The following is a 26308-nucleotide window of genomic DNA, read 5'->3' on the forward strand; positions in this document are numbered from 1 at the left end:
AAATGAATAAGTTAAAAATTATAGGAATAGCAACTCAAACGTCTAATAATGATAGTCAAGCGATTGATGATTTAGGAAAATTGTGGCATCAATTTTTCGATGAGAATATAATTGCTAAAATTCCAAATGCAATTAGTTCTAATATTTATTCTGTTTACACAGATTATGAAAGTGATTTTACAGGAAAGTATATGACAATTATTGGTTTAGAAGTTTCTTCATTAGATGAAATTCCAGAAGGTATGGTTGGTCGTGAATTTGAGCCACAAACATTCAAAAAATATATTGCCAAAGGAGAATTGCACGAAGCAGTTGGGAAAACTTGGACAGAAATTTGGAATGATGATGCAAATCTAAATCGCACGTATAAATATGATTACGAATTGTACACCGAAAAAGCTCAAAATCCTGCTGGTGCAGAAATTGAGATTTATATTGGTGTAAAAGAATAGTAATTAATACTGATATATTAGAAAATAATATTAAAAAAATGAGCTGAAAGTAAAACTTTTCAGCTCATTTTTTATTTTGGATATTTTGTAGGATTTCTATGCGCATTAAAAACTGCATAAATAAAAAAGTTTTTTCTTCTTCATTAGTTTCAAAAAAAAACAAATAAGGAAAAGATCTAAAAGGTTTTGAACGCAAATTTCTATAGTTCACTTGATAGAAAGGATTATTTCCAAAGTTTCCAAAACTTAAGATTTTGCCGCAGATGTAGAAAAGTTTGAATAATAAGAAAGAGCTTGTTCAATATCTTGGGCAGCTTCAGAAGAAATTCTAGTCTTATAAATCATATTTTTCGTGTAATTCTTTCAATACATCTTTTGCGTTCATAATTATTAATTTTACAAAACAGTTGTCGTTCTAACAAAGTCACAAAAAGTATACCTTATTATATAATCAAGATTTTGTGTAATATTTCTGATTATTTTTTCAATAAAATCTTAAACTCAGTTCCCGTTTCTTTAGATGATTTAGCTACAAATATTTTTCCTTTGTGATAATCTTCGATAATTCGTTTTGCTAATGATAATCCCAATCCCCAACCGCGTTTTTTGGTAGTAAAGCCAGGTTGAAAAATCTTTTTCTGCAATTTGGTCGGAATTCCAGAACCTGTATCAGCAATAGAAATTTCGACAAATTTACCTTTCGTTTTTATATCGATATCCAAAACGCCTTTATTTTGCATTGCATCAGCGGCATTTTTCATCAAATTTTCGATAACCCAACTATATAAAGAAGAATTAAGATTGATGTTAAATTCATCGACATCGGTAGTAAAGTTTAATTCAATTCCTTTCGAAATGCGTTGCGAAATATAATCCACTGTTTGTTTGGAAGTTGAAATAATATCAGTTTGTTTGAGTTCAGAAGTTGAACCAATTTTCGAGAAACGTTCGGCAATATGTTTCAATCGATCCACATCTTTTTCAATTTCTATGACTGAAGTTTGATCGATTTCTTCCAATTTCAATAATTCGACCCAACCCATCAACGAAGAAAGTGGTGTACCAATTTGATGTGCCGTTTCTTTTGCCATTCCAGCCCATAAATAACTTTTTTCGGTGTCACGAACTGTTTTGAAATACCAGTACGAAAATCCAAAAAACAGTAAAATCAATAAAATAATGATGAGTGGATAATATTGTAATTGATTGAGAAGTTTTGAATTTTTGAAATAAACATAATTTTTAGTTCCGATTAATTCAACATCAATTGTTTGTTCCGACGATTTCATTTTGTTGACATATTTTTTTAATTGAACCGAATCTTTTACGATGGATTCATCAATATTTTTGGTGTCTACAATAATGCCTTTTTCGTCTACAAGTGCAACAGGAATTGATTTGTTGTCTTCAATTAATTTGAATAGAAAATCTTGTGTTTTCGGATCTAAAAATTCGGATGAGCTTATTAACTCTAACGATCGCGCATAATTCTCTACACGTTTGTGTTCTTCACGTTTTAGCTCTTGTACAATTTTGTTACTCGACCATATTGTAATAGCGAAAATCACAAATATTATAAAGAAGCCAATCCAACGTTTGTTTATTTTTTTTGTTAGAAAATTTCTCATCTAAATGTAAAATCTTTCTTAAATTTATATCAAATGTAATGATTATTTGATTATAATATATTTTTATGGCGAGATAAGATAAATATGATGAAAGTAATTTTTTTTAAAGCCTTAAATAGTTTATTTTTGTAGCTAAATCTCATAGAGAGTAAAATTTATGGATCGTTTTTCGTTTTTAAATGCCGCTCATTTAGAGTTTATAGGCGACTTATATGATCAATACGTCCAATATCCGGATAGTATTGAACCAAGTTGGAAAGCTTTTTTCCAAGGGTATGACTTTGCGAATGCAACATATGATGGAGAGCCATTATTTGCACCAGCAACACAAACAGCTCCTAACAAAGCTAGTCAAACAACGCAAGCAGTAGTTAATCCTGCAGTAGTATCTCAAGTTCCAGACAACGTACAGAAAGAATTTAAAGTAATCAATTTGATTGATGCTTACCGTTCTCGTGGACATTTGTTTACTAAGACTAACCCAGTTAGAGCGCGTAGAACTTTTGAACCTTCATTAGACATCAAGAACTTCGGTTTGACAGATGCCGATTTAGGATTGACATTCAATGCTGGTGAAATTTTAGGTATTGGTGGACCAATCACTTTACGTGAAATCATTGGACACTTAGAAAACATGTACTGCGAATCTATCGGAATCGAGTATATGTATGTAAGAGAACCTCAAAGAATTAATTGGATTCAGAATTGGTTAAACCAAAACTTGAATCAACCAAAATTATCTAAGGAGGAGAAAGAACGTGTTTTAGAAAAGTTGAATGAAGCAACTGCTTTTGAAAACTTTATGCACACGAAATATGTTGGACAAAAACGTTTCTCAGTAGAAGGAAATGAATCTTTAATTCCTGCTTTGGATACATTGATTAACCGTTCTGCAGATCACGGCGTACAAGAGGTTATCGTAGGGATGGCTCACCGTGGTCGTTTGAATGTTTTGGCTAACATTTTTGGAAAATCATATTCTCAAATCTTTTCAGAATTCGAAGGAAAAGCTTTTGATACAGATTTAATGGCTGGTGATGTTAAATATCACATGGGATCATCAAATCAAATCAAAGCATTGAATGGAAAAGATATCCGAATCAATTTAGCACCAAACCCATCTCACTTAGAGACTGTAGATGCAGTTGTAGAGGGGATTACACGTGCAAAAGTTGAGGAAGATTACAAAGATGATTATTCTAAAATTATTCCAATCTTAATTCATGGTGATGCTGCTGTAGCTGGACAAGGAATCGTTTACGAGGTTGTTCAAATGGCAGGATTAGACGGATACAAAACAGGTGGAACAGTACACGTTGTGGTAAATAACCAAATTGGGTTTACAACAAACTATTTAGATGCGCGTACATCTACATATTGTACAGATGTTGCAAAAGTAACATTGTCTCCTGTAATGCATGTAAATTCTGATGATGTAGAAGCGGTAGTTCACGCTTTCCGTTTTGCAGCAGATTATCGTGCAGAATTCGGTTCTGATGTATTCATCGATTTATTAGGATACCGTAAATATGGACATAACGAAGGTGATGAACCAAAATTCACTCAACCTAAATTATATAACTTAATCGCTAAACACCCAAATCCTCGTGAAATTTACAAGGATAAATTATTAAAAGAAGGTGTAATTGGTGAAGAAATCGTTAAACAAAAAGAAGCGGAATTTAAAGCTTTATTAGAAACGAATTTTGAAGCTTCTAAAGAAATTGAGCGTAATCACATTTTCCCTTTCATGCCAGAAGAGTGGGAAGGATTTGAAATTGCTGATGATGCAAAAGTTTTTGAACAAGCAAATACTGCTTACGACGAAGCAAAATTAAAAGAAATTGCAAAAGCTGTTTCTACCGTTCCAGAAGGTAAAAAATTAATTAAAAAAGTTTCTCGTTTAATTGAAGGACGAGGAAAAATGATTGAGGAAGATAAAATCGACTGGGGATTAGGAGAAGCTTTAGCTTTCGGTTCTATCTTAACAGACGGACGTAACGTGCGTGTTTCTGGGGAAGATGTAGAACGTGGAACTTTCTCTCACCGTCATGCGGTTGTAAAAACTGAAGACACAGAAGAAGAAATTATCTTATTAAACCATATCAATAATGAACAAGGTCAATTAAGAATCTATAATTCATTATTATCTGAGTATGCAGTTTTAGGTTTTGATTATGGATATGCAATGGCAAATCCTAAAGCGTTAACTATTTGGGAAGCTCAATTTGGAGATTTCGTGAATGGAGCGCAAATCGTAATCGACCAATATATTTCTGCAGCAGAAGATAAATGGAAATTACAAAATGGTTTAGTAATGTTATTGCCTCATGGATATGAAGGGCAAGGAGCAGAGCACTCTTCAGCACGTTTAGAGCGTTTCTTACAAATGTGTGCTGGTAACAATATGTTTGTTGCAAATATCACAACTCCAGCTAACTTCTTCCACGCATTAAGAAGACAGGTTGTAACAGATTACCGCAAACCATTGGTTGTAATGTCACCAAAATCATTATTACGTCATCCATCAGCAGTATCATCATTAGCAGATTTCGCAAATGGAGGTTTCCAAGAAATCATCGAAGATGTAACAGTAGATGCGAAAAAAGTGAAAAAAGTAGTTTTCTGTTCAGGAAAAATCTACTACGATTTAGACAAAAAACGCCAAGAATTAGGTGATAAAGAAACTGCAATTATTCGTTTAGAGCAATTATATCCTTTAAATGAAGAAAAAGTAGATGCTATCATCTCTAAATTTGGTAATGCTAAATTGGTTTGGGCACAAGAAGAACCAGAAAATATGGGAGCTTGGATGTATATCTTACGTAAGTTAAGAAAATATCCATTCGACGTAGTTTCTCCAGCAGAAAGTGCTGCAACAGCACCAGGTTCAAGTAAACGTTGGGCTGCAATTTACGAAGAGGTAATTAATAAAGTATTCAATTAAAAAATAAAGCTAATAGATATGTTAGAAATGAAAGTCCCATCACCAGGGGAATCAATCACAGAAGTAGAGATCGCTACGTGGTTAGTAAAAGACGGTGATTACGTAGAAAAAGACCAAGCAATTGCAGAGGTAGACTCAGATAAAGCAACATTAGAATTACCAGCAGAAGAAAGTGGAATTATCACTTTGAAAGCGGAAGAAGGTGATGTTGTAGAAGTAGGACAAGTTGTTTGTCTTATTGATACATCAGCTGCTAAACCAGAAGGAGGAAGCGCTCCAGCTGCAGAAGCACCAAAAGCTGAGGTTAAAGAAGAAGTAAAAGCTGCTCCAGCTCCAGTTGCTACATCAGCACCTGCTGCTCCAGCTGCAACTTACGCTACGGGAACTCCATCTCCAGCGGCTAAAAAAGTTTTAGACGAAAAAGGTATCGATGCTTCTCAAGTAAAAGGTTCAGGACGTGACGGACGTATCACTCAAGATGATGCAGCTCGTTTTACACCAGCAATGGGAACTTCTACTCAAGGAACTCGTGCTCAATCAGAGAAAAAATTATCATCATTACGTCGTAAAATTGCACAACGTTTAGTTTCTGTTAAAAATGAAACTGCAATGTTAACTACATTCAACGAAGTTGATATGTCTGCAATTTTTGCTTTACGTAACCAATATAAAGACGAATTCAAAGCTAAACACGGTGTTGGTTTAGGATTCATGTCTTTCTTTACAAAAGCAGTTACACGCGCATTAGAGTTATACCCAGACGTAAACTCTATGATTGACGGTGACTACCAAGTAAAATTTGACTTTGCTGACGTTTCTGTTGCAGTATCAGGACCAAAAGGTTTGATGGTACCAGTAGTACGTAATGCAGAAAACTTAACTTTCCGTGGTGTTGAGCAATCTATCAAAGATTTAGCAATCAAAGTACGTGACGGAAAAATTTCTGTTGATGAAATGACAGGAGGTACATTTACAATCACTAATGGTGGTGTATTTGGATCTATGATGTCTACACCAATCATCAACCCACCTCAATCAGGTATCTTAGGAATGCACAATATTGTTGAGCGTCCAGTTGTTAAAAACGGACAAATCGTTATCGCTCCAATGATGTATGTTGCTTTATCTTATGACCACCGTATCATCGACGGACGCGAATCTGTAGGATTCTTAGTTGCAGTTAAAGAAGCGGTAGAAGATCCATTAAACGTATTAATGGGCGGTGACGCTAAAAGAGCTTTAGAATTGTAATACATAAAAACATTCTAACAATCCATAAATTGAAAGCCATTCGAAAGAATGGCTTTTTTGGTTTATAAGTTGAGATTACCTAATTCTCCTTTCCTCTTCATTTACTTTATTCTCTTTTGAGATAGTTTTATTTAAACGACCAAAATTATATTTAACACCAACTGATAGTTCTTGATAGTCGACTAAAAATAGGTTTTTAGAACTAATTTTATCATAATTCAGTGTTTCGCTAAATTTCATTTGTTTGAATAAATCATTGAAACGAATAGAAAAATCAAAGTTTTTGTATGATTTTGTCAATCCAAGGTTAACGATAACTTGAGAATTTCGATCATAAATTCCTTCTGTTCGTTTGCTTAGCCAATATCCATCAACCATGAAATTGAAATCTTTTCCCAATTTGAAATTATGATTAGAGTATAAATAGATATATGGAACGGATTTTTTAAGAACAGCTTTTTTATCAATTATTTTACTATAAATCATAGCTAAACTAATTTGTGTTGACCAAAATTTATATTCGAATGGAACATCCAAAGCAACAGAAATGTTTTTTTCTTTTTCGAAATTAATCGTTGTAAATGTTGAAATATTTCTCACATCATTATAAATTAATGTATAATTCATCGGATTTTTACTTTGATAATACGTCACATTCATGTTCCATTTTTTTAATGAATAATTCGCTGAAAATGTGTCGGTGTAAGTAGGTAAAATATTAAAATTTCCACTGTATTCGATATAAGGACTTCCGTACAAATTCCCAGAAGAAAGATTGCTGTAATTCGGTCTATCAATTGTACGTTTATAGTAAATTGTTAACGCATTTTTATTATCAAAAGTGTAATTAATTTCTGCATTCGGAAACCAATCGATGTATTTTTTATCAATATCCGAAAGTTGTTTTATTTCATCAAAACCTTTAGAATTAGTCGTTTCTGTTCTTAATCCAGCTTTATAATTCCATTTTTCATAATTTTTAGTGTATTGCAAATAGGCGGAAAGATTCAGTTCTTTGAAATTATAAAGAAATTCTTCTGATGATTGTTGAGGAAAAAATGTTTCATTATTCGTCTCAGATTTTGCATGCGTAAAACGTCCTCCAAATTCAATTTTTTGATCAGATTCAAACTTTTTCTCTACATCAAATTTTCCTGCAAAAACCTTAAGACGATATTTTTGATAGCGCGATTGATTGTATTCGACATCATTCTCATTAATCTTATTATAAAAATCATATGTTGTTCCTGTATTATAAATCGTGTATTGTAATCCTGTTAAAATACTTGCGTCAATTGATTGAATATTTTTATTGTAATTCACCAAAGTATTCACAAAATTTCGATGATTTTCATTATCATTTAACGTTAAAATAGATTGATTTTCATTGTTTTCGGTATATTCTGTTTTGGTATCAAGCAAACCTTTATCTTTTCTAAAATTTGAATTAATAGCAAACGAAAAATAATCTCCAGATTCATTTAATTCCTGAAAAAAGCTTGTGTTTACAATAAAATGTGGACGTTTAGTTTGCGATTTTATGAAATAATTGGACTGAATATTTTTGTCTTTTATGCGATAATCGAATCCATTTCCTTCCCACGGATTTAGTTGATTATAAGATGCGTTCAGTTTAAATTCGCTTTTATTTTTACGAATTTGAAAAGTCGAATTGAAATAATTATTAAACTTTCTTTTGAAAGATAATGTTTCTTGCAAAGTCAATTTTAAACCTTCTTTTTTACTTTTCTTTAGATTAATTTTTACGATAGATTTTCCATTTGCTTCATATTTAGCAGAAGGGTTTTTGATAATTTCAATCGATTTTATATCCTCAATTGCTAAACTTGAAATGGTAGAAAAATCAACTTGTTGATCGTCCAAATACAACAAAGGATTTCCTTTTCCAATAATTGTCAATGTTTCTTGATCTGCGCCCAACATGACGCTTGGTAATTTTGAAAATAATTCTTTGGTTGTAGCAAGTTTATTAAAATTTGAATTAGCGACATCAATAGTATAATTGCCATTTTCTATTTTGAAAGTTTCCTTTTTTCCATTGATTACAACTTCATTAATTTGTACAGTTTCATCAATATTTAAGTGAAATGTTTTATTTTCATTCAAATAAAAAGGTTCTTCATCTTGAATTTTATTGTCATAAATAACTGAAATTGAATAAGTTTTTGGTTCTAAATTTTCAAAGTTAAAATTTGAATTTTTAGTTTCAATTGTTTGAATAACATTTTGAAATTCATCGTATAAAATAACTTTTGCGTGAATTGTTTTTGATTTATTTTCTGATGAAATATTTCCTGTAATCGAATATTTTTCTTGTGCAAAAGCAAAAGAACTAATCAAAATGAGAATTAATTGTAAAAATTTCATAATATAATTGTGTTGATTATTGTTTTACTTACATTTAGAGGAAGTAAAATTTTTGTTTGAACAATTTTAATTTATATTTTTAAATGTTTTTTATCAACTTGGTGTCAAATGATAATTGTTTACAATGTTATTCAAATTAAAGAAATACAATATGTTACGTTTTATAATTTCAGAAAATAGGTTTCTTAAATTTATCACAGTTATTCTATTCATATTCAGTTCAATAAATATGTTTGGAAAAACACAAAATGATAAAGCTGAATTTTTGCGTCAAAAAAATAATGATTTGGTTGAAGAAAATCTTCGAATTATTGATTCTACGATTTCAACAGCTTATCGATTGAATGATAAAGTTGTGTTGAGTGAAGCTTATATCGAAAAAGGAAATTATTTTTTGGAGCAGCGTAATTACAATAATGCTTTGAAAAATTTTACTATTTCAAAGGAATTATCAACTGAAATAAAAGATGATTTTACATTTTATTCTTCGCTTGTTGGAATTGCTAAAACAAAGGAAAACTTACATGAAACAAAGGAATCTATAGTCTTGTACGAAACTTCTTTACCTTATTTCGAAAAGCATAAAGAGCAACCAAAATCGTTCAGCATTTATCTCTCAATTCTTGGGAAATTGTCTTATTTATATAGCAAAACAAATCATCTGAACAAAAGTGATTATTACAATAAAATTGAATTATCTGAAACGGTTGATACAGCAAATTATCAATATGCATTGAAGAATAAGGGAATTATTGATTTCTACAAAAAAGATTATAATTCAGCATTTAATACATTGAAAAAAGCGCAACAAACTTTCTGGAAGCAAAATGATATTAAATGGTATGTGATTTCGGAGCAATTTTTAGGTGAAATTTTATATCAACAAAAGCGAAATAAAGAAGCAATCCAATATTTTGAAAATGTTGTAGAATTCTCAAAACAATATAAAATTCTTGATGAAGAATTGCGACTTTCTTATGAAAGAGTGGTTGAATATAATGAGAAGTATGGAAATAATCGAGATAAATTATTATCTGTTAATAATTTATTGTCTTTTGATAGTTTATTTTATGTGGCTGATCATACTGTTTTGAAACCAAATCTTGAGAAATATGAAAATACATTCTTGAAAACTGAAAGAAATTTATTGAAAGAAAAGAATCAAAACTTTAAAAAAACTTCATTTTTTGGTTTGGTTGCAATTCTAATTTTTGGTGGAATTGTTTTTTATAAAATGAATCAAAAACATCAAAAAAAGAAGAATTATTTACAAAAATGTCTTGATGAAATAATGATAATTGAAGCAGATATCAAGGAAGAAAATCAAGTAGAAAAAACAAAATTTGAGGTTGAAATTGATGAAGATTTCGAACAAAGTTTGCAATTATTTGAAGAACAAAAGTTATTTCTAAATCCAAAATTTTCGTTGAATGATTTGGTTCTAGAATTGAACGCCAATCGAACAATTGTGTCATATTATATTAATCGTTCGAGATCGAAAAATTTTAACCAATATATCAATGAATTGAGAATTAATCATCTTTTGAAACGAATTGAAAATGAGCCAAATCTCAAAAAATACACAATTGATTCGTTGGCAGAAGAAACAGGTTTTAATTCGAGAAAGACTTTTTCAGATGCTTTTTTGGAACATACAGGTTTTCGTCCGTCTCAATATTTACGGAATATTCTTGAATAAAAAAAGCAATCCAATTGGATTGCTTTTTTACTATTATATGAAATTGATTAATTGACTTTACTTAATGTACGAATTCTAATTTCTTGTAAAACATCTTCTACAGACATTCCTACATATGCACCTTCTTCTACAATTGGGTATAATTGATCGTAAGACATAATACGTGTATTGTCGATACGTAAATTTACGTGATAACGATTGAAATCTCTGTGAGATTTAACACCTGTTGCAGAAATTAACTCAGATAAAATATGCATTGTTTTCTTGTGGAAATTATACATACGAGTTGCTTTATCTTCTACGTCTAAACCTTTCATTAATTCACGATCTTGCGTCGCAACACCAACAGGACATGTATTTGTATTACATTGTAATGCTTGGATACATCCTACAGCCATCATCATTGCACGAGCCGAATAAACTAAATCCGCACCAATAGCCATTGCACGAGCAATGTGGAAAGAAGAAATAATTTTTCCAGAAGCTACAACACGAATATCTTTTTTAAGACCATAACCACGTAAAGTATCAACTGCAAAAGCTAAACCATCTAACAAAGGCATACCTAAAGAGTTTGAAAACTCTACAGGAGCAGCTCCAGTTCCTCCTTCACCACCGTCAATTGCAATATAATCTGGTTTGATACCCGTTTTAATCATTGCTTCACAAATCTCGATAAACTCACGTTTAATCCCAATACACAATTTAAATCCAACTGGTTTTCCACCTGATAATTCTCTTAATTGTTTGATGAAATGTAACATTCCTTCTGCATCAGAGAAAGCTGAGTGAGATGGAGGAGAATCAACAGTTGTATATGGTTCTACAGCACGAATCTTAGCGATTTCTGGAGTATTTTTATTTGCTGGTAAAATTCCTCCGTGACCTGGTTTTGCACCTTGAGAAATTTTCAACTCAATCATTTTTACATTTGGTAAAGTAGCACGCTCTACATACTTATCTGGATCGAAACCACCATCAGCTGCACGACATCCAAAATATCCTGTACCAATTTGCCAAATCAAATCTCCACCTGGCTGTAAGTGATATGGAGAAATTCCCCCTTCACCTGTATTGTGCGCAAAGTTTCCTAATTTGGCTCCTTTGTTCATTGCTAATACAGCATTTTCACTTAACGAACCGAAAGACATTGCAGAAATGTTTAATAAACTTGCTAAATAAGGTTGTTTACATTCACTTCCACCAACTTTTACACGTGGATCATCAGCATGTTTGATTTTTCCTGCATACATCGAGTGATTTAACCACTCATATCCTGGTTCATAAACATCTAATTGCGTCCCAAAAGGAACTGTGTCAATTACATTTTTTGCACGACGATACACCATACTACGCATCAAACGGTCAATAGGTTTCCCTTCAGTATCCGTTTCAACAAAGTATTGCATAATTTCTGGACGAATACTTTCTAACAAATAACGTCCATGTCCAATAATTGGAAAGTTTCTTCTGATAGCGTGTTTTGTTTGCGAGATATCTGCAAATCCTAAAGCAATCAAAGGAAGAATAATTATTAAAGACCATAAGATACCTGGCCAAAAATAAGAGATTACTCCAATTGCAACAAGAGTAACGATAGATCCTACTACGAAAAGTTGTCTTACTTTCATAAGTAAAAATTTAAATGATTTTGATTAAAAATTTGGTGTCAAATATATCTAAAAAAACTCGGTTTAACGCCTATATTTCTGAAATAATTTCTTTTAAATTGTTGATTTCAAACGTTAGAGAAAACCCATTATTTCAAATAAGTTAACAATTATCTAATGTCGTGAAATAAAATGAAATATTATTTAGATTTTTTTAAAAGATGTTCAAACTTTTTGAGAAATGTCAAAGGAATTATTCTTTATAAACTCTCGTTAAATCTAATAATTTGATAGGTCCCATCGAAAAATTCTTAACTTTTTTATTCAAAAATAACGTCGTTTGATCATAAAATAATGGCAAAATTGGAGCGTTTTGCATCATCAATGCATCCATTTTTTGATAAATTTTGGCACGTTCGTCTGAATTATTAGTCAAAAATGCTTGTTCATACATTTTATCAAATTCACCATTTTTGTAATGTGAATAATTTGGTCCTTCTGGCGCAAAGTTTTTCGAATAATATAAGGACAAAAAGTTTTCGGCATCTGGATAATCTGCGCCCCAATTTGCACGAAACAACGTAAATTTCCCTGTTGCTTTTCCATCACGCATTGTTGGTCCAGGTACAACATTCACTTTTATCGGTAAACCTAATTTCGCCATTTCCGCCGCAATATATTCGCAAACATCTACATATTCTTGCACTGTTGTCAGCTCGATTGGCGTAATTTTTCCGTTCGTTTTTTTATAGCTATTGATTAATTCGCGTGCTTTTTCGGGAGAATATTTGTAACCACTTTCGGGAGAATAACCTGGTAAACCTTTCGGAATGAAACCTCCATCTGCTTCAAAAGCTTGCCCTTTCATCATATATTTGATGATTTTGTTTTTATCAACTCCATAATTTAAGGCTTGACGCAATTTCAAATCAATTGCATTTGGTGCATCAAGGTAAAAACATAAATAAACGGTACTTAAATAAGGAACTTTTTGAATCGTTAAAATATTCGAATATTTTGGATTCAGATCACCGATTGGATTTAGAATTTCGTCTTTATAAGAAGGATCCAAATCTGCCATCATATCCAAATTACCTTTGATTAATTCTAAAAATTCTGAATTTTTTTCAGGTAAAAAAGATAAATTAACCGCTTCTAAATATGGTAAACGTTGACCTTTTTCATCAAATTCGAAATACTTTGGATTTTTTCTGAAAACCATTTTTACGTTATCTTCCCAAATCTTAAATTGAAAAGGACCCGTACCAATTGGATGTCTCAAGAATTCTTCGTTTCCATTTTTGAACAATTCTTTCGGAACAACCGAAGCATATTTCATCGAAATTAATCCCAAAAATGCAGGATAAGCCTCTTTTAATTTAATTTCAAAAAGTGTATCATTTATCGCTTTATATGAATCAATATTATTCATAATCCAACCTCCAGAACCTCCAGCTTTCGGATCTTTTAAACGATTAAAACTATACTCGAAATCTGAAGCCGTTACAATTCGAGTCGAATCTTTTCCGAAAGCTTCATGTTTATGAAAAAAAACATCATTTCTCAAAGTAAAAGAATACGTTTTTCCATCTTCAGAAATTGTCCAAAATTTTGCAATATCTGGCTGAATTTCTAGTTCGTTATCAATCTTCACTAAACTATTGTACATTAAATTGCATGCCCAATTATTGGCTTGTGTACGTGCATTGATAGGATCTAAAGAAGAAATATTATCGTAACGATTTAATTTAAATACTTTGTTTTCATCGATTTCAATTTTCTTAGAACACGAAAATATTGAAACGAATAACATAATGTAGATAAAGTATTTAGTCATTTTGAATAGCTGATTTATTTATGTTTCAAAACTATGGATAATTTCTTAAATTTGCAGCTATGAATAATCAAACTAAAACAGTTGCATTTCATACATTGGGATGTAAACTTAATTTTTCTGAAACTTCGACGATCGCAAGAAACTTGAAAGATAATGGATATCAGAAGGTTGAGTTTACAGATTCTGCGAATGTGTACGTGATAAATACATGTTCGGTAACCGCAAATGCAGACAAAGAGTGCAGAACGATTGTGAAAAATGCAATGAAAGCAAATCCAGAAGGTTTTGTTGTCGTTGTAGGTTGTTATGCGCAGTTGAAACCGCAAGAAATTGCGGAAATGGAAGGTGTTGATTTGGTTTTAGGAGCTGCAGAAAAATTTAATATTGCTGAATATTTAGACGATATCAATAAAAAAGAAGAAACAATTGTACATTCTTGTGAGATTGAAGAAGCCGATTTTTACGTTGGTTCATACTCAATCGGTGATCGTACGCGTGCTTTTTTGAAAGTGCAAGATGGTTGCGACTACAAATGTACGTATTGTACAATTCCTTTGGCTCGTGGAATTTCGCGTTCAGATACAGTAGAAAATGTTATCAAAAATGCGAATGAAATTGCACAAAAAGGAATCAAAGAAATTGTATTAACGGGTGTAAATATTGGTGATTACGGTAAAGGTGAATTCGGGAATAAAAAACACGAACATACTTTCTTGGAATTGGTACAAGAATTAGATCAAGTTGATGCGATAGAACGAATCAGAATTTCTTCGATTGAACCAAATTTATTAAAAAATGAAACAATTGATTTTGTTTCAAAAAGTAATCGATTTGTTCCGCATTTCCATATTCCATTACAATCTGGTAGCGATGAGATTTTGAAGAAAATGAAACGTCGTTATTTATCTAATCTTTATTTAGATCGTGTAACAAAAATTCGCGAAGTGATGCCAAATGCGTGTATTGGTGTAGATGTAATTGTTGGTTTTCCAGGAGAAACAGAAGAATTGTTTATGGAAACATATAATTTCTTAAACGAATTACCAATTAGCTATTTACATGTATTTACTTATTCGGAGCGTGATAATACAGAAGCGATCGAATTTGAAGGAGTTGTAGATCAAGGAGAACGTAAACGTCGTAATAAAATGTTACGAATTTTATCAGAGAAAAAACGTCAAGCTTTTTATCAGTCTCAATTAAATTCTACTCAAAAAGTGCTTTGGGAACATGATAATAAAGACGGGAAAATGTTTGGTTTTACAGAAAATTATGTAAAAGTTCAGACAGATTTTAATCCTGAATTAGTCAACGAAACGCAAATTGTAGATTTGGTTAGAATCAATCACAATGGAATTGTTGAAGTGAAAATTCAAGAGTTAGAATTAGCAAAATAAAATTGTAAATATTAGTTAAAAAGAAGTTCATGTATTTTGAGCTTCTTTTTTTTTTGATTTACCTTTACATTTAGGAATAATAATTGTAGTTTTAAATAAAAAATCAAGGTCATGAAAATTATACACTTTACTTTTATAATTTTGTTGTCATTATTTGTAACAAGCTGTGGAACAGTTCAAGTAAGTACAGATTACGACAGATCAACAAATTTTGCTTCATATAAAACTTATACTTTTCACCAAAAAGGATTAGATAAGTTAAAGGTTAACGATTTGGATAAGAATCGACTAATTAAAGCAATTGATGCACAAATGGCTACAAAAGGATTTACAAAAGTAAGTTCTGATGCAGACTTAGTCATTAATTTATTGACAAGTTCTAAAGAACAAGTTTCTGTAAATAATAACAATTGGGGCTACGGTCCTTATGGTTACTATGGCGGATATTACGGCGGAAATAGCGTTTCTTCTTATCAAGCAGGAACAATTGTAATAGACATTATTGATGATAAACGTAATATATTGGTTTGGCAAGGTGTTGGTTCTGATCTTAATTTGAGTAATATCAGTGCTAAAGCGGAAAGAATCCCGAAAGCAATTGAAGAAATTCTTGCTAAATTTCCTCCTCAACCAAAAAAATAAATTTTCGAAAATAATATAGAAAGTTCTTCATTTGGAGAGCTTTTTTTATGAAATGAAGTTTGTATTAAAAAAAGCTTTAATTTTGTTAAAATTATACAATAACTTATGAAAAATTTAAAAACCAATCTATTAAGTTTATTTCTTTTAAGTTTATCTACTTTTTCTTTTGCTCAAATCGAATTTGGAGTTAAAGGAGGTGTTGGACTTAGTAACACAACTATTGTTCATGGAGTTTCTAAAGAGAGAGTTGGATTTTTAGTTGGAGGAGTTGCAAAATATCAATTAACTACTCGAAACGAAAATCATTATTTACAAGCCGAAGTTTTATATACTACTCAAGGTGAATATTCGTTATATAAAGAAGGTGGAGAGAAATACAAAGCTTTCTTAAATTATATCAATATTCCAATTATGTATAAATACTATTTTGATGATCAAGGAAAAGATTTCTTCGTTGAAGGTGGTCCTCAATTAGGTTTCAAAGTATCAGAAAAATTTGATGAAAATGAACCTGAAAGAGAAAATAATGTTCCAAAATCGTTTGATTTAGCTTTTAATATCGGTGGAGGTTATTCTATTGATAGAAAATACGAAATTAATTTACGCTATCAATATGGTTTAATAGATACTTACGACTATAAACGTTGGGATAATGGAACAAATCGTTCATCATTTTTAACTTTAGGAATTACATATTTCTTCAAATAAATTCAAAACCGCTTTATAGCGGTTTTTTTATTATCTTGTTTTAAAATTTAGTCAATGAATTTTAAACAAATTATTATTTTAGGTTTTTTCTTAATTAGTAGTAATCTATTTGCACAAAATACAATTAAAGGAAAAGTGATTGATGAAAAATCGCTTCCAATTATTAATGCTGAAATCTATGTCGATAATTCTACGATTAAATCAAAAACGAACGAAAAAGGTGAATTTGAACTAAGTCTTCCTAATGGACAATATAACTTAATTGTTCGTGCAAGTTTGTTTGAAAATTATATTTTGAATGTTAATACAAATCAAATTACATTTTATAAAGTAGTTTTAGAACCTGAAGTGGTAGCGTTGCAAGAAACAGTTGTTCAAGCAATATCTAAAGAAGATTGGTTGTATTATTATCAGACTTTTTTGAAATTGTTTTTGGGAAGTAATGAAGCTGCTAAAAAATGTAAAATCGAAAATCCTAAAGATTTGAGGTTTAAATATGATAAAAATACACAACAATTATCTGCTACTTCTAGAAATCCTTTAATTATTACAAACAATTACTTAGGTTATAAAATAGAATATGATTTGGTTGATTTTAATATTAATTTCAAGTCAAATTATGTCTTAACTCTTGGAACAGCACTTTTTACTGAGCTAAAATCATCAGCTTCTAAAGAAAAAAAATGGCAAGAAAATCGTCGTAAATCTTATTTAGGAAGTGTGACTCATTTTATGAAAGCAGTTTATGATAATAAAATTGAGGAAGAAGGATATGATATAAAACGATTGATTCGCAAGGATAATCCAGAATATATAAAGTTTAAAGAAGAAACTTTGTTAGGAGGTAGAATCGTAGGTAAAGTTCCTCCAAAAATTATTACTTATTTAGTTAATCAAAAAGTTCCATCTGATAGTTTGAAAATCGTTGATAATAATAATCAGTATCTTAATTTTAAAGGATTATATTCAGTTGAATACAAAAATGAAAAAGAGGATTTGGACTATGCAAAACAGAATGGTGCAAAATATATTTCGAACCAACTTTCTATTTTCGCTATAAAAAGCGATTTATTAAAAATTGAAGAAAATGGTACATATTACCATCCTGCTAATTTGGTTGTTGAAGGATATTGGAGCTGGGAAAAAATAGCAAACATGGTTCCTATGGATTATAAAATTGAGTAATATTTAAAACCTATTTCTTAATTCCATAATATCCATGACTTTTCTTTATTGCCCATTTTTCTTTAAAATGAATCCATTTTAGTTGAAAAATCTTGCGCATTAACTTATCTGTATAGCGCATAATAAATACATGATAAATGGTATTCATCACTTGAAAAAACTCATTAGGAAAGGCGCGTAAAGACATTGAAAATCCTGCTTCTAAATAACGATTATAATGCCAATAACCACGTGGGATAAATAAAGCATCGCCATGATTCATGACAAAATCAAAACCTTTTGCGTGTTTCAAAGCTGGGAATTTTTCGTAATCGGGATGATCATAATCAATTTCGTAAATTGTATGTACCGAAAGTGGAACTTTATATAAAGCTTTGGATTGTTTTGGATCAAACAACAAAATTCGTTTATCACCTTGGAACTGAAAATGAATGAAATCCGTCATATCGACATCATAATGCATCAAAACTTTAGCTTCACTTCCTCCAAAAAATAGTGTAGGCAAACGTTCAAAATATTTTAAACCTAGATCAGGATAAGTGAAATTTTTGAGTAATTCGGGAATTTTATCTTTGATGATAAAAAAGAAAATTCTCAAATCAGAGGGTTCTTTTTTGATTAAATCCACATATTCATTAAACTTCATATGTGTAGCAGGAGTGTCCGAACTTTTGTTAGCGTCAGCAGGTTTGCTATCGTATAAAGGTACAATTTGTTCTCCAGCTTTTTCTTTGATATAATCGAGATTCCATTTGTCAAAATCTTTCCAATTCTTTGCATAACCTTTCAATAACAAAGGTTTCCTTTTTTTGAGATAATTTTTGATGAAATCTTCTTTCGAAATTGATTCAACTGTATCAATAGTCTGAAATTGCATGCGTTTTAAAGTATTGGATTACTCAAAAATAGAGAATCTATCTGAATTAAAAACAAAAAAGCCAACATATTGTTGACTTTTCATTTATTCTGTTTCTTTAACCATTCGAATCAGATGCGCCATATTCCGAATTACACTATTGTGTTTTTTTACAAATGGATTTTCTTTGTTCCAAACGTATCCTGCTAAAACAGCACAAATTTTTTCTTTGACATCAGGATTTTCAGGTTGATGGAAAAATAATTCTTGCAAATTTCCTGTGTACCATTCTTGCACATAAGTGGTGAAAACATCGATACCTTCTTTCATATAATCTTCGTAATCTGTCTGCCAGTCTACTTTTTCGCCATTTATTTCTTTAATAGCAAGTTTAGCAGCTTTCAAACCACTTTCTGTTGCGAAACAAACACCAGAAGAGAAAACAGGGTCTAAAAACTCGGTACTATTTCCTGTCAAAACATAACCATCTCCATACATTTTAGTCACCGCAGCGGAATAATTTTTTAACCAAATTGGGTTAAATTCAAATGGTAAATCACCAAAACGATTGACGTAAAAATCGGATTTTTGAATTGCATTTTGCAAAGCTTCTGTTGTATCTTGATTGGTTGATAATTGATTGATATAATCTGTTGGGCCAACGATCCCTACACTTGTTTTTCCATTCGAAAAAGGAATTACCCACAACCAAACTTTCGTTTCAATAATATCAAAAGAAATCTGCGTTCTTTCTTGACCTTCAGAGCGACGAACATCATTAATATGTGTGAAAATTGCTGAATGTGGATTTAGTTTTGATGGACTATCAATATTTAATAATCGTGGTAAAACGCGTCCATATCCACTCGCATCAATCAAAAATTTTGCATTGATTTGATACGTTTCTCCATTTTGTTTTTTTACAGTTGTAATCGATTTTTTTCCTTCAAATTGAACATCAATTACTTCTTCATTAAAACGCAAATCTGCACCTTTGTCTATAATTGCATCAGCTAAAGTCATGTCGAAATCAGCACGCGGAACTTGCCAAGTCCAATCTTGTCCTTTCCCAAACTTTTTACTGAAATCGAAAATACAAATTTGTTCGCCTCGAATAAATCTCGCACCAGGTTTTACTTCGAAATTTTGTTTCTCTAAATAAGGTAACAATCCAGCTTCTTCAAAATGATCCATAGAGCGAGGGATCAAACTTTCACCAACAACAATTCTGGGAAATTGAGTTTTTTCTAAAACAATAACTTTAATGTTTTTTTCTCTTAAATAGGCTGCTGCAACCGATCCCGAAGGTCCTGCACCAATGATTAAAACATCTGTATTTTCAATCATGACTTTTTGTATAGTTTTTTAATTATTTTTGCAACTGATTGAGGGAGTAAATAACCAAAATCGATAAATCTTTTACCTAATCAATAACATGACAAAATTAACAATTGACACTATAGAAAACATACTTTTTGAGAATAAAAAATTATTGCTTGATAAATCAACATTTGATCGTGTGGAGAATAGTTTTAAATTTTTAAAAGAATTTTCAAAAAATAAAATAATTTACGGCGTAAATACAGGTTTTGGACCAATGGCACAATATCGTATTGAAGATGAAAATACAATTCAGCTTCAATATAATCTAATCAGAAGTCATTGTACAGGAATTGGAGAACCGTTGACGTTAGACCAAACAAAAGCTGCGGTTATTGCACGTTTTAATACGCTTTCGTTGGGATATTCTGGGATTCATCCTTCAGTTTTAGTATTGATGCAAGAATTAGTAAACCGTGATATTTTACCTGTCATTTATCAACATGGAAGCGTTGGTGCTAGTGGAGATCTGGTTCAATTGGCGCATTTGGCTTTGACATTAATTGGAGAAGGAGAAGTTTTTTATAAAGGAGAAATCAAATCGACGAAAGAAGTGTTTGAACTTGAAAATCTTCAACCAATAGAAGTTCATATTCGCGAAGGTTTATCAATTATGAACGGAACTTCGGTAATGACGGGAATTGGAATGGTAAATTTGATTAAAGTTAATCAATTAATTAATCTTTCGATTACGTTAAGCTCGATGATGAATGAAATTGTACAATCTTTTGATGATCATTATTCAAAACCGTTGAACGAGGCTAAACAACATGTTGGTCAACGTTATGTGGCGAATAAAATGACCGATTTTTTGAATGATAGCAAATTAGTCAAAAAACGTGCAGACGAATTATATCAAGAACGTACTGAGAAAATTTTTGAAGAAAAAGTACAAGAATATTATTCGTTGCGTTGTGTTCCTCAGATTTTAGGACCAATTTATGATACTTGGAATGCCGCGAAAGAAGTACTAGAAAATGAAATAAATTCGGCGAGTGATAATCCAATTATCGATGTTGAAAATCAAACTGTTCATCATGGAGGAAATTTTCATGGCGATTATGTTTCATTAGAATTGGATAAATTAAAATTGGCTGTTACGCGTCTATCAATGCTAAGTGAACGTCAATTAAACTATTTAGTCAATCCAAAAATCAATAATATTTTACCACCTTTTGTCAATTTAGGAACGCTTGGTTTTAATTTCGGTTTGCAAGCTGCTCAATTTACGGCGACTTCTACAACAGCTGAAAATCAAACACTTTCTACGTCAATGTATGTGCATAGTATTCCAAACAACAATGATAATCAAGATATTGTGAGTATGGGAACAAATGCGGCTACGATTTGTGCAAAAGTGATTGATAATACGTTCGAAGTGTTGACGGTTCAGAGTATGGCTGTAACGCAAGCGATAGAATTTTTACAAATACAAGATAAATTATCTTCGAAAGGAAAAGCTTTTTATGATTCGATTCGTAAAATTGTTCCTGTATTTAAAGAAGATGAGGTGATTTATCCTTATCTTAAGGAAGTTAAAAAATATTTACTAAATAATAAAGTAAACTAAAGCATGAAATGTGCAATTGTAACAGGTGGTTCTCGTGGAATTGGAAAAGCAATTTGTTTGAAAATTGCAGAAGAACATGATTATCATCTTTTGATAAATTATAATTCGAATGAAGCTGCTGCGTTAGAGACTTTGAAAGAAGTGGAAGCGTTAGGTGGAACAGGAGAAATTTTAAAATTTGATGTGGCTGACGCAAATCAAACGCAACAAGTTTTAACCGAATGGACAGAGAAAAATACAAATGCAATTGTAGAAGTAATTGTAAACAATGCAGGGATTACGAAAGATAATTTGTTTATGTGGATTTCACAAGATGATTGGTCAAATGTGATTAATACGAGCTTGAATGGTTTTTACAACGTAACTCATTTCTTTATTAATCCATTATTGAGAAATAGATTCGGAAGAATTGTCAATATAGTTTCTGTTTCCGGTTTGAAAGGAACGCCAGGACAAACCAATTATTCTGCTGCAAAAGCTGCTGTGATAGGAGCGACGAAAGCATTGGCACAAGAAATAGCAAAACGTAATGTAACGGTGAATGCTGTTGCGCCAGGTTTTATCGAAACGGATATGACAGATGAATTGGATCAACAAGAATTAAAGAAGCTGATTCCAGCCAATCGTTTTGGAAAAGCCGAAGAGGTTGCCGATTTGGTAAGCTTTTTGGTTTCTAAAAAATCGAGTTATATCACGGGAGAAGTTATTAATATAAATGGAGGAATTTATTCTTAGATAAAATGAGCCAAAGAGTCGTAATAACAGGAATGGGTATCTATTCTTGCTTAGGAACATCATTAGAAGAAGTAACAGAATCTTTGCGTCAAGGAAAATCAGGGATTATTTTTGATGAAGAACGCAAAGAATTTGGCTTTAAATCTGCTTTGACAGGAACTGTTCCTGCACCAGATTTGAAACCTTTTTTGAATCGTAGACAACGAATTACAATTGGTCAAGAAACAGAGTTTGCGTATATGGCAACTTTAGAAGCGTTGAAAAATGCTAATTTGACGGAAGAATATATCAAGACTAACGAGGTTGGAATTATATATGGAAATGATAGTGTTTCGAAAGCAATTATTGATGCAATAGATATTGTTCGCGAGAAAAAAGATACTGAATTAATTGGTTCTGGAGCGATTTTCAAGTCAATGAATTCCACTGTAACCATGAATCTTGCGACAATTTTTGAATTGACTGGAATCAATTTTACGATTAGTGCAGCTTGTGCAAGTGGCTCGCATTCGATTGGATTAGGTTATATGATGATCAAAGATGGTCTGCAAGATATGATTATTTGTGGAGGAGCACAGGAAATCAATAAATATGCAATGGCAAGTTTTGATGGTTTGGGTGTTTTTTCCGAAAATGAAGCAAATCCTACACAAGCTTGTCGTCCTTTTGATAAAAATCGTGATGGATTGGTGCCGAGTGGAGGTGGAGCAACATTGATTTTAGAAAGCTATGAATCCGCAGTAAAACGTGGTGCGCCAATTATTGCTGAGGTTTTGGGTTATGGTTTTTCATCGAATGGTGGACACATTTCTACGCCAAATGTAGATGGGCCAGCAATTGCGATGAATAGAGCGTTGAAACAAGCAAAAATTTCTGCTGATGAAATTCAATATATCAATGCACATGCGACTTCTACGCCAGTTGGTGATGCGAACGAAGCAAAAGCGATTGACCAAGTTTTTGGAAAAACGAAACCTTTTGTAAGTTCTACAAAATCGATGACGGGACACGAATGTTGGATGGCAGGAGCAAGTGAGATTATTTATTCTAACTTAATGATGATGAATAACTTTATTGCACCAAATATTAATTTCGAAGAAGCAGACGAAGATTCAGCTAAATTAAACATTGTTAAAGAAACCTTAAATAAAGAATTTGATGTATATTTGTCGAATTCTTTTGGATTTGGTGGAACGAATTCTGCCTTAGTAATTAAAAAATTTAACTCCTAATATGGTGAAAAGTAAAATCGCTGAAAAATTAAATGCTATCTTAATTGATGAATTTGAAGTTGATCCTTCTGTGATTTCAGAGGAAAAAAATATTAAAGAATCTTTAGATTTAGATAGTTTGGACTATGTTGATTTAGTGGTAATCATTGAATCTAATTTCGGTGTGAAATTAATTAAAGAAGATTTTCAAAATATGATAACTTTTGAAGATTTCTATGCAATTGTAGAACAAAAGTTAGAGAATAAATAACAGATATGAAACAATGGGATGGTCGTTCTAAAGGAACGGTCCTGGGATACAAAATATTTGTCAACGTTATGAAAAAGCTCGGAATTAAGGCTGCTTACTCAGTCTTAATTTTTGTAGCTTTTTATTATTTTATAACGGCTTATAGTAGTAACAAATCTATTTACGAATACTTTCGTTATCGATTAAATTTTTCGGTTTTCAAATCAATTTTAAGTGTTTACAAAAGTTACTATACTTTTGGACAAACCTTGATTGATAAAACAGCGATTAATGCAGGTTTACGTAACAAATATTCGTACGAATTTGATGGAATAGAATTATTAAGAAATCTATTGAATCAAAAACAAGGCGGAATCTTAATAAGTGCACATGTTGGTAATTTCGAAGTAGCCGAACATTTTTTTGCAGATATTGACTTTGATTGTCAAATTAATTTGGTTACAACAGATTTAGAACGAAATGTTATCAAAGAATATTTAGAAAGTATTTCGAAGAAACCTTCGGTAAAGTTTATCTTGATTCAAGAAGATTTATCTCATATTTTCGAAATAAATAATGCGCTTAGTCGAAACGAATTAATTTGTTTTACAGGAGATCGTTATTTCGAGGGAAATAAAACGATGTCAGAAGTGCTTCTTGGAAAACAAGCTAATTTTCCTGCAGGACCATTTTCTATTGCTTCTCGCTTGAAAGTGCCCGTTGCTTTTGTGTATGTAATGAAGGAAAAAAATTTACACTATCATTTATATGCGCGTCAAGCAAATTTCAAACATCGTGATGCAAATGCACTTTTGAAAGAGTTTTGCGTCAATCTAGAAACCATTGTAAAAAAATATCCTTATCAATGTTTTAATTCCAAAATGATTAAAACCTCCGATAAAACTGCTAAATTTTGGCTATAAAACATTGTTTTTCGATTTTGAACTTTAGGTGATTTCGCTTGATATCATTGGTGAAACGAAGCCTGATTAATTCAAGTTTTGAAAGAATAATTGTTTGATAGGTATTGAGTTTCAATGTTAAATTTAGGTAAATATGATTATATTCATGTGAATTATTTAAAGTGGTCATTAAAAATATTATTTTATTTGAAATCAATTTAAACAATTACATGAAAAACTTATTTAAAATTTCTACAGGTATTTCTGAAATGCCTATTGCTCAACAAAAAAACATTTCTGGTGGTTTTTGGGATGACACTATCGGTTTATCTACTGTTATTATAGATCCAGATCCAGATTGGCCATCTTTTAGTTTCCCTTCGTCAACACCTCCTACATATGGTAGTGGTGGAGGAGGTGGAAATGAACCAGATCCTGAAGATAATGATAATATAAAAGATCCAGAAAAAGCTCTTGAACAAATAGAAACTAAGATTAATGAAAAGATTTTAGACATGAAATTATATTTAAAATTAGGAGCAAAAGAATTAGATGCTAAAGATATTCAGAAAGCTATTGATGGATATGAAAAAACTCTGAAAACAATAGAATTAATGAAAAATTCTGATAATAAATATAGGATAGATGTTAAGGATAATCATGATAATGATCCTAAACATTCTAATGGGGAATTTTATTATGATAAAAAAACAGGAGAATATGTTATTCTTATAGAAGGAACAGGGGAAGCTCATCTTCCTATATTAGTTCATGAATTAGAACATGTAGATCAATTTGAAAATGGAGAATTAGGATTTAATGAAGATGGGAGTTTTTCTGCATATGATGCTCAGGACGAAATGGATGCTTATCAACAACAGGAAAATTTTTACTTTAACCCTATTGACGGATATAAAGAAGTAAATTCTGATAATTTTTGGGATGATTACAATAAAGGAGGGGTCTATGATTATTTAAAACCTAAAGAAAATGGTGGTAATGATGGAGATACAGATATTCCAAGTTCATATAGTAGATCTTAAAAAAAAAATATAATTATGAAAAAAATTTTTTTAATTACTTCAATATTTTCTTTTTCTTGTATGTTTGCTCAAGAAAAAAAGTTACTACCATCTTCTATAAAGATGTTAATAGATGAATCAAACATAAAAAAAGAAAATATAATAGATTTACAAACATATATAGAAGAATACTATATAAATGCAAGTAAATATTTTAATAAAGGAGCTTTACCAATAGTTGAAAAAGGGGAATATTCTGTACTTTTAATTGATGAAAAAGACAATAAAATTATTAAAAAATCTTCGGATTTTAAAAATATAGATCCTTCTAAAATAAAAGAGTTTACCTATGAAAAATCTGCTAAAGCTGAATATTTAGGAGGTTATTTTGGGGCTAATTTTGGAGTTATTTCTATTAAATTAAGAAAATAATAAAGTTGAAAGTTTACGATAAAAATAAGGTTCTAGAAGTTTCTAGAGCCTTATTTTATGAAAAATATCCTGATGCGGACTGTTTTGTTTTGACAGGTAGTCAGCTAGAAGAAGAATTTGTATCTATTGTAAGTGATATTGATATCTTAATAATTGATTCTAACTTATCAGGTGTATCTTCAGAAGGAATGTTTTATAAAGGTTAT

Annotated in this window: 22 protein-coding genes; 16 read left to right on the plus strand and 6 right to left on the minus strand. The window is 31.1% G+C overall.

All coding sequences use genetic code 11. The annotated features are described in order from the left end of the window. Positions 1 to 2 precede the first annotated feature (2 nt). The gene (locus N5E64_RS03540; RefSeq protein ID WP_280035752.1) at positions 3 to 452 is read left to right on the plus strand and encodes a GyrI-like domain-containing protein; all 450 of its coding nucleotides are present in this window, start codon (positions 3 to 5) and stop codon (positions 450 to 452) included. A 476-nt stretch (positions 453 to 928) separates the two neighbouring features. On the opposite strand, the gene N5E64_RS03545 is transcribed toward N5E64_RS03540, so the two are convergent. Further along, positions 929 to 2080, minus strand: a complete 1152-nt coding sequence (locus N5E64_RS03545; RefSeq protein WP_219034287.1) for a PAS domain-containing sensor histidine kinase — start codon at positions 2078 to 2080, stop codon at positions 929 to 931. Between the two features lie 157 nt (positions 2081 to 2237). On the opposite strand from N5E64_RS03545, the gene N5E64_RS03550 reads away from it, so the two are divergent. Then, positions 2238 to 5027 carry a 2-oxoglutarate dehydrogenase E1 component gene (locus N5E64_RS03550; RefSeq protein ID WP_280035753.1) on the plus strand — a complete coding sequence of 930 codons (2790 nt, stop codon included), beginning with the start codon at positions 2238 to 2240 and terminating at the stop codon, positions 5025 to 5027. A gap of 18 nt (positions 5028 to 5045) precedes the next feature. Continuing rightward, a complete protein-coding gene (odhB, locus tag N5E64_RS03555) occupies positions 5046 to 6278 on the plus strand; it encodes a 2-oxoglutarate dehydrogenase complex dihydrolipoyllysine-residue succinyltransferase (protein ID WP_181816285.1) in 1233 nt (410 codons plus the stop codon). 75 nt (positions 6279 to 6353) lie between these two features. Here odhB and N5E64_RS03560 read toward each other — a convergent pair whose 3' ends face one another. After that, on the minus strand, positions 6354 to 8666 hold the full coding sequence (locus tag N5E64_RS03560; RefSeq protein ID WP_280035755.1) for an outer membrane beta-barrel family protein: 2313 nt from the start codon (positions 8664 to 8666) through the stop codon (positions 6354 to 6356). 229 nt (positions 8667 to 8895) lie between these two features. Here N5E64_RS03560 and N5E64_RS03565 point away from each other — a divergent pair, with 229 nt between their 5' ends. Then, positions 8896 to 10365: a helix-turn-helix domain-containing protein gene (locus tag N5E64_RS03565; protein WP_280035757.1), complete on the plus strand. Its 1470-nt coding sequence runs from the start codon at positions 8896 to 8898 to the stop codon at positions 10363 to 10365. A 47-nt stretch (positions 10366 to 10412) separates the two neighbouring features. Here N5E64_RS03565 and N5E64_RS03570 read toward each other — a convergent pair whose 3' ends face one another. Together N5E64_RS03570 and N5E64_RS03575 are read right to left on the minus strand one after the other, a co-directional pair. Further along, entirely contained in the window at positions 10413 to 11996 is a 1584-nt protein-coding gene (locus N5E64_RS03570; RefSeq protein WP_280035759.1) for an FMN-binding glutamate synthase family protein, read from the minus strand. Between the two features lie 232 nt (positions 11997 to 12228). Beyond that, positions 12229 to 13812, minus strand: a complete 1584-nt coding sequence (locus N5E64_RS03575) for an ABC transporter substrate-binding protein (RefSeq protein ID WP_038332399.1) — start codon at positions 13810 to 13812, stop codon at positions 12229 to 12231. 59 nt (positions 13813 to 13871) lie between these two features. On the opposite strand from N5E64_RS03575, the gene mtaB reads away from it, so the two are divergent. The 4 genes from mtaB to N5E64_RS03595 all read left to right on the plus strand — a co-directional run bounded on the left by mtaB (position 13872) and on the right by N5E64_RS03595 (position 17744). Further along, positions 13872 to 15209 (plus strand): tRNA (N(6)-L-threonylcarbamoyladenosine(37)-C(2))-methylthiotransferase MtaB, encoded by a 1338-nt coding sequence (gene mtaB / locus N5E64_RS03580; RefSeq protein WP_038332401.1) that lies wholly within the window; start codon positions 13872 to 13874, stop codon positions 15207 to 15209. Between the two features lie 111 nt (positions 15210 to 15320). Then, complete coding sequence (locus N5E64_RS03585) at positions 15321 to 15851, plus strand: DUF4136 domain-containing protein (RefSeq protein WP_114999525.1); 531 nt, start codon at positions 15321 to 15323, stop codon at positions 15849 to 15851. 105 nt (positions 15852 to 15956) lie between these two features. Further along, positions 15957 to 16559, plus strand: coding sequence for a porin family protein (locus N5E64_RS03590; RefSeq protein ID WP_114999523.1), 603 nt, complete (start codon positions 15957 to 15959; stop codon positions 16557 to 16559). 54 nt (positions 16560 to 16613) lie between these two features. After that, positions 16614 to 17744, plus strand: a complete 1131-nt coding sequence (locus tag N5E64_RS03595; RefSeq protein ID WP_280035764.1) for a carboxypeptidase-like regulatory domain-containing protein — start codon at positions 16614 to 16616, stop codon at positions 17742 to 17744. 10 nt (positions 17745 to 17754) lie between these two features. On the opposite strand, the gene N5E64_RS03600 is transcribed toward N5E64_RS03595, so the two are convergent. Both N5E64_RS03600 and N5E64_RS03605 read right to left on the minus strand, forming a co-directional pair. Continuing rightward, positions 17755 to 18621: a cupin-like domain-containing protein gene (locus tag N5E64_RS03600; protein WP_280035766.1), complete on the minus strand. Its 867-nt coding sequence runs from the start codon at positions 18619 to 18621 to the stop codon at positions 17755 to 17757. 84 nt (positions 18622 to 18705) lie between these two features. Beyond that, on the minus strand, positions 18706 to 19947 hold the full coding sequence (locus N5E64_RS03605) for an NAD(P)/FAD-dependent oxidoreductase (RefSeq protein ID WP_280035767.1): 1242 nt from the start codon (positions 19945 to 19947) through the stop codon (positions 18706 to 18708). An 88-nt stretch (positions 19948 to 20035) separates the two neighbouring features. Between N5E64_RS03605 and hutH the strand changes: the two genes are divergently transcribed. The 8 genes from hutH to N5E64_RS03645 all read left to right on the plus strand — a co-directional run. Beyond that, positions 20036 to 21550, plus strand: coding sequence for a histidine ammonia-lyase (gene hutH / locus N5E64_RS03610; RefSeq protein ID WP_038332296.1), 1515 nt, complete (start codon positions 20036 to 20038; stop codon positions 21548 to 21550). Positions 21551 to 21553: 3 nt separating this feature from the next. Further along, positions 21554 to 22285 carry a 3-oxoacyl-ACP reductase FabG gene (gene fabG / locus N5E64_RS03615; RefSeq protein WP_280035769.1) on the plus strand — a complete coding sequence of 244 codons (732 nt, stop codon included), beginning with the start codon at positions 21554 to 21556 and terminating at the stop codon, positions 22283 to 22285. Between the two features lie 5 nt (positions 22286 to 22290). Continuing rightward, complete coding sequence (locus tag N5E64_RS03620) at positions 22291 to 23517, plus strand: beta-ketoacyl synthase (protein ID WP_114999642.1); 1227 nt, start codon at positions 22291 to 22293, stop codon at positions 23515 to 23517. Between the two features lies 1 nt (position 23518). Further along, a complete protein-coding gene (locus N5E64_RS03625; protein WP_038332291.1) occupies positions 23519 to 23767 on the plus strand; it encodes an acyl carrier protein in 249 nt (82 codons plus the stop codon). Between the two features lie 5 nt (positions 23768 to 23772). Continuing rightward, positions 23773 to 24669: a lysophospholipid acyltransferase family protein gene (locus N5E64_RS03630; protein ID WP_280035772.1), complete on the plus strand. Its 897-nt coding sequence runs from the start codon at positions 23773 to 23775 to the stop codon at positions 24667 to 24669. A 209-nt stretch (positions 24670 to 24878) separates the two neighbouring features. Next, positions 24879 to 25691 (plus strand): hypothetical protein, encoded by an 813-nt coding sequence (locus N5E64_RS03635; protein ID WP_125349713.1) that lies wholly within the window; start codon positions 24879 to 24881, stop codon positions 25689 to 25691. Between the two features lie 15 nt (positions 25692 to 25706). After that, complete coding sequence (locus N5E64_RS03640) at positions 25707 to 26102, plus strand: hypothetical protein (protein ID WP_125349712.1); 396 nt, start codon at positions 25707 to 25709, stop codon at positions 26100 to 26102. 5 nt (positions 26103 to 26107) lie between these two features. Beyond that, positions 26108 to 26308 (plus strand): hypothetical protein (locus tag N5E64_RS03645; RefSeq protein ID WP_280035774.1); only part of this gene is annotated, 201 nt, incomplete at its 3' end.

Source organism: Empedobacter sp. GD03739, assembly GCF_029843245.1.
Lineage (GTDB): Bacteria > Bacteroidota > Bacteroidia > Flavobacteriales > Weeksellaceae > Empedobacter > Empedobacter falsenii_B.

Excerpts from the sequence above, each read along its gene's own strand:
- N5E64_RS03540 (WP_280035752.1), top strand. The coding sequence starts at position 3 with ATGAATAAGTTAAAAATTATAGGAATAGCAACTCAAACGTCTAATAAT.
- N5E64_RS03545 (WP_219034287.1), bottom strand. The coding sequence starts at position 2,080 with ATGAGAAATTTTCTAACAAAAAAAATAAACAAACGTTGGATTGGCTTC.
- N5E64_RS03550 (WP_280035753.1), top strand. The coding sequence starts at position 2,238 with ATGGATCGTTTTTCGTTTTTAAATGCCGCTCATTTAGAGTTTATAGGC.
- odhB (WP_181816285.1), top strand. The coding sequence starts at position 5,046 with ATGTTAGAAATGAAAGTCCCATCACCAGGGGAATCAATCACAGAAGTA.
- N5E64_RS03560 (WP_280035755.1), bottom strand. The coding sequence starts at position 8,666 with ATGAAATTTTTACAATTAATTCTCATTTTGATTAGTTCTTTTGCTTTT.
- N5E64_RS03565 (WP_280035757.1), top strand. The coding sequence starts at position 8,896 with ATGTTTGGAAAAACACAAAATGATAAAGCTGAATTTTTGCGTCAAAAA.
- N5E64_RS03570 (WP_280035759.1), bottom strand. The coding sequence starts at position 11,996 with ATGAAAGTAAGACAACTTTTCGTAGTAGGATCTATCGTTACTCTTGTT.
- N5E64_RS03575 (WP_038332399.1), bottom strand. The coding sequence starts at position 13,812 with ATGACTAAATACTTTATCTACATTATGTTATTCGTTTCAATATTTTCG.
- mtaB (WP_038332401.1), top strand. The coding sequence starts at position 13,872 with ATGAATAATCAAACTAAAACAGTTGCATTTCATACATTGGGATGTAAA.
- N5E64_RS03585 (WP_114999525.1), top strand. The coding sequence starts at position 15,321 with ATGAAAATTATACACTTTACTTTTATAATTTTGTTGTCATTATTTGTA.
- N5E64_RS03590 (WP_114999523.1), top strand. The coding sequence starts at position 15,957 with ATGAAAAATTTAAAAACCAATCTATTAAGTTTATTTCTTTTAAGTTTA.
- N5E64_RS03595 (WP_280035764.1), top strand. The coding sequence starts at position 16,614 with ATGAATTTTAAACAAATTATTATTTTAGGTTTTTTCTTAATTAGTAGT.
- N5E64_RS03600 (WP_280035766.1), bottom strand. The coding sequence starts at position 18,621 with ATGCAATTTCAGACTATTGATACAGTTGAATCAATTTCGAAAGAAGAT.
- N5E64_RS03605 (WP_280035767.1), bottom strand. The coding sequence starts at position 19,947 with ATGATTGAAAATACAGATGTTTTAATCATTGGTGCAGGACCTTCGGGA.
- hutH (WP_038332296.1), top strand. The coding sequence starts at position 20,036 with ATGACAAAATTAACAATTGACACTATAGAAAACATACTTTTTGAGAAT.
- fabG (WP_280035769.1), top strand. The coding sequence starts at position 21,554 with ATGAAATGTGCAATTGTAACAGGTGGTTCTCGTGGAATTGGAAAAGCA.
- N5E64_RS03620 (WP_114999642.1), top strand. The coding sequence starts at position 22,291 with ATGAGCCAAAGAGTCGTAATAACAGGAATGGGTATCTATTCTTGCTTA.
- N5E64_RS03625 (WP_038332291.1), top strand. The coding sequence starts at position 23,519 with ATGGTGAAAAGTAAAATCGCTGAAAAATTAAATGCTATCTTAATTGAT.
- N5E64_RS03630 (WP_280035772.1), top strand. The coding sequence starts at position 23,773 with ATGAAACAATGGGATGGTCGTTCTAAAGGAACGGTCCTGGGATACAAA.
- N5E64_RS03635 (WP_125349713.1), top strand. The coding sequence starts at position 24,879 with ATGAAAAACTTATTTAAAATTTCTACAGGTATTTCTGAAATGCCTATT.
- N5E64_RS03640 (WP_125349712.1), top strand. The coding sequence starts at position 25,707 with ATGAAAAAAATTTTTTTAATTACTTCAATATTTTCTTTTTCTTGTATG.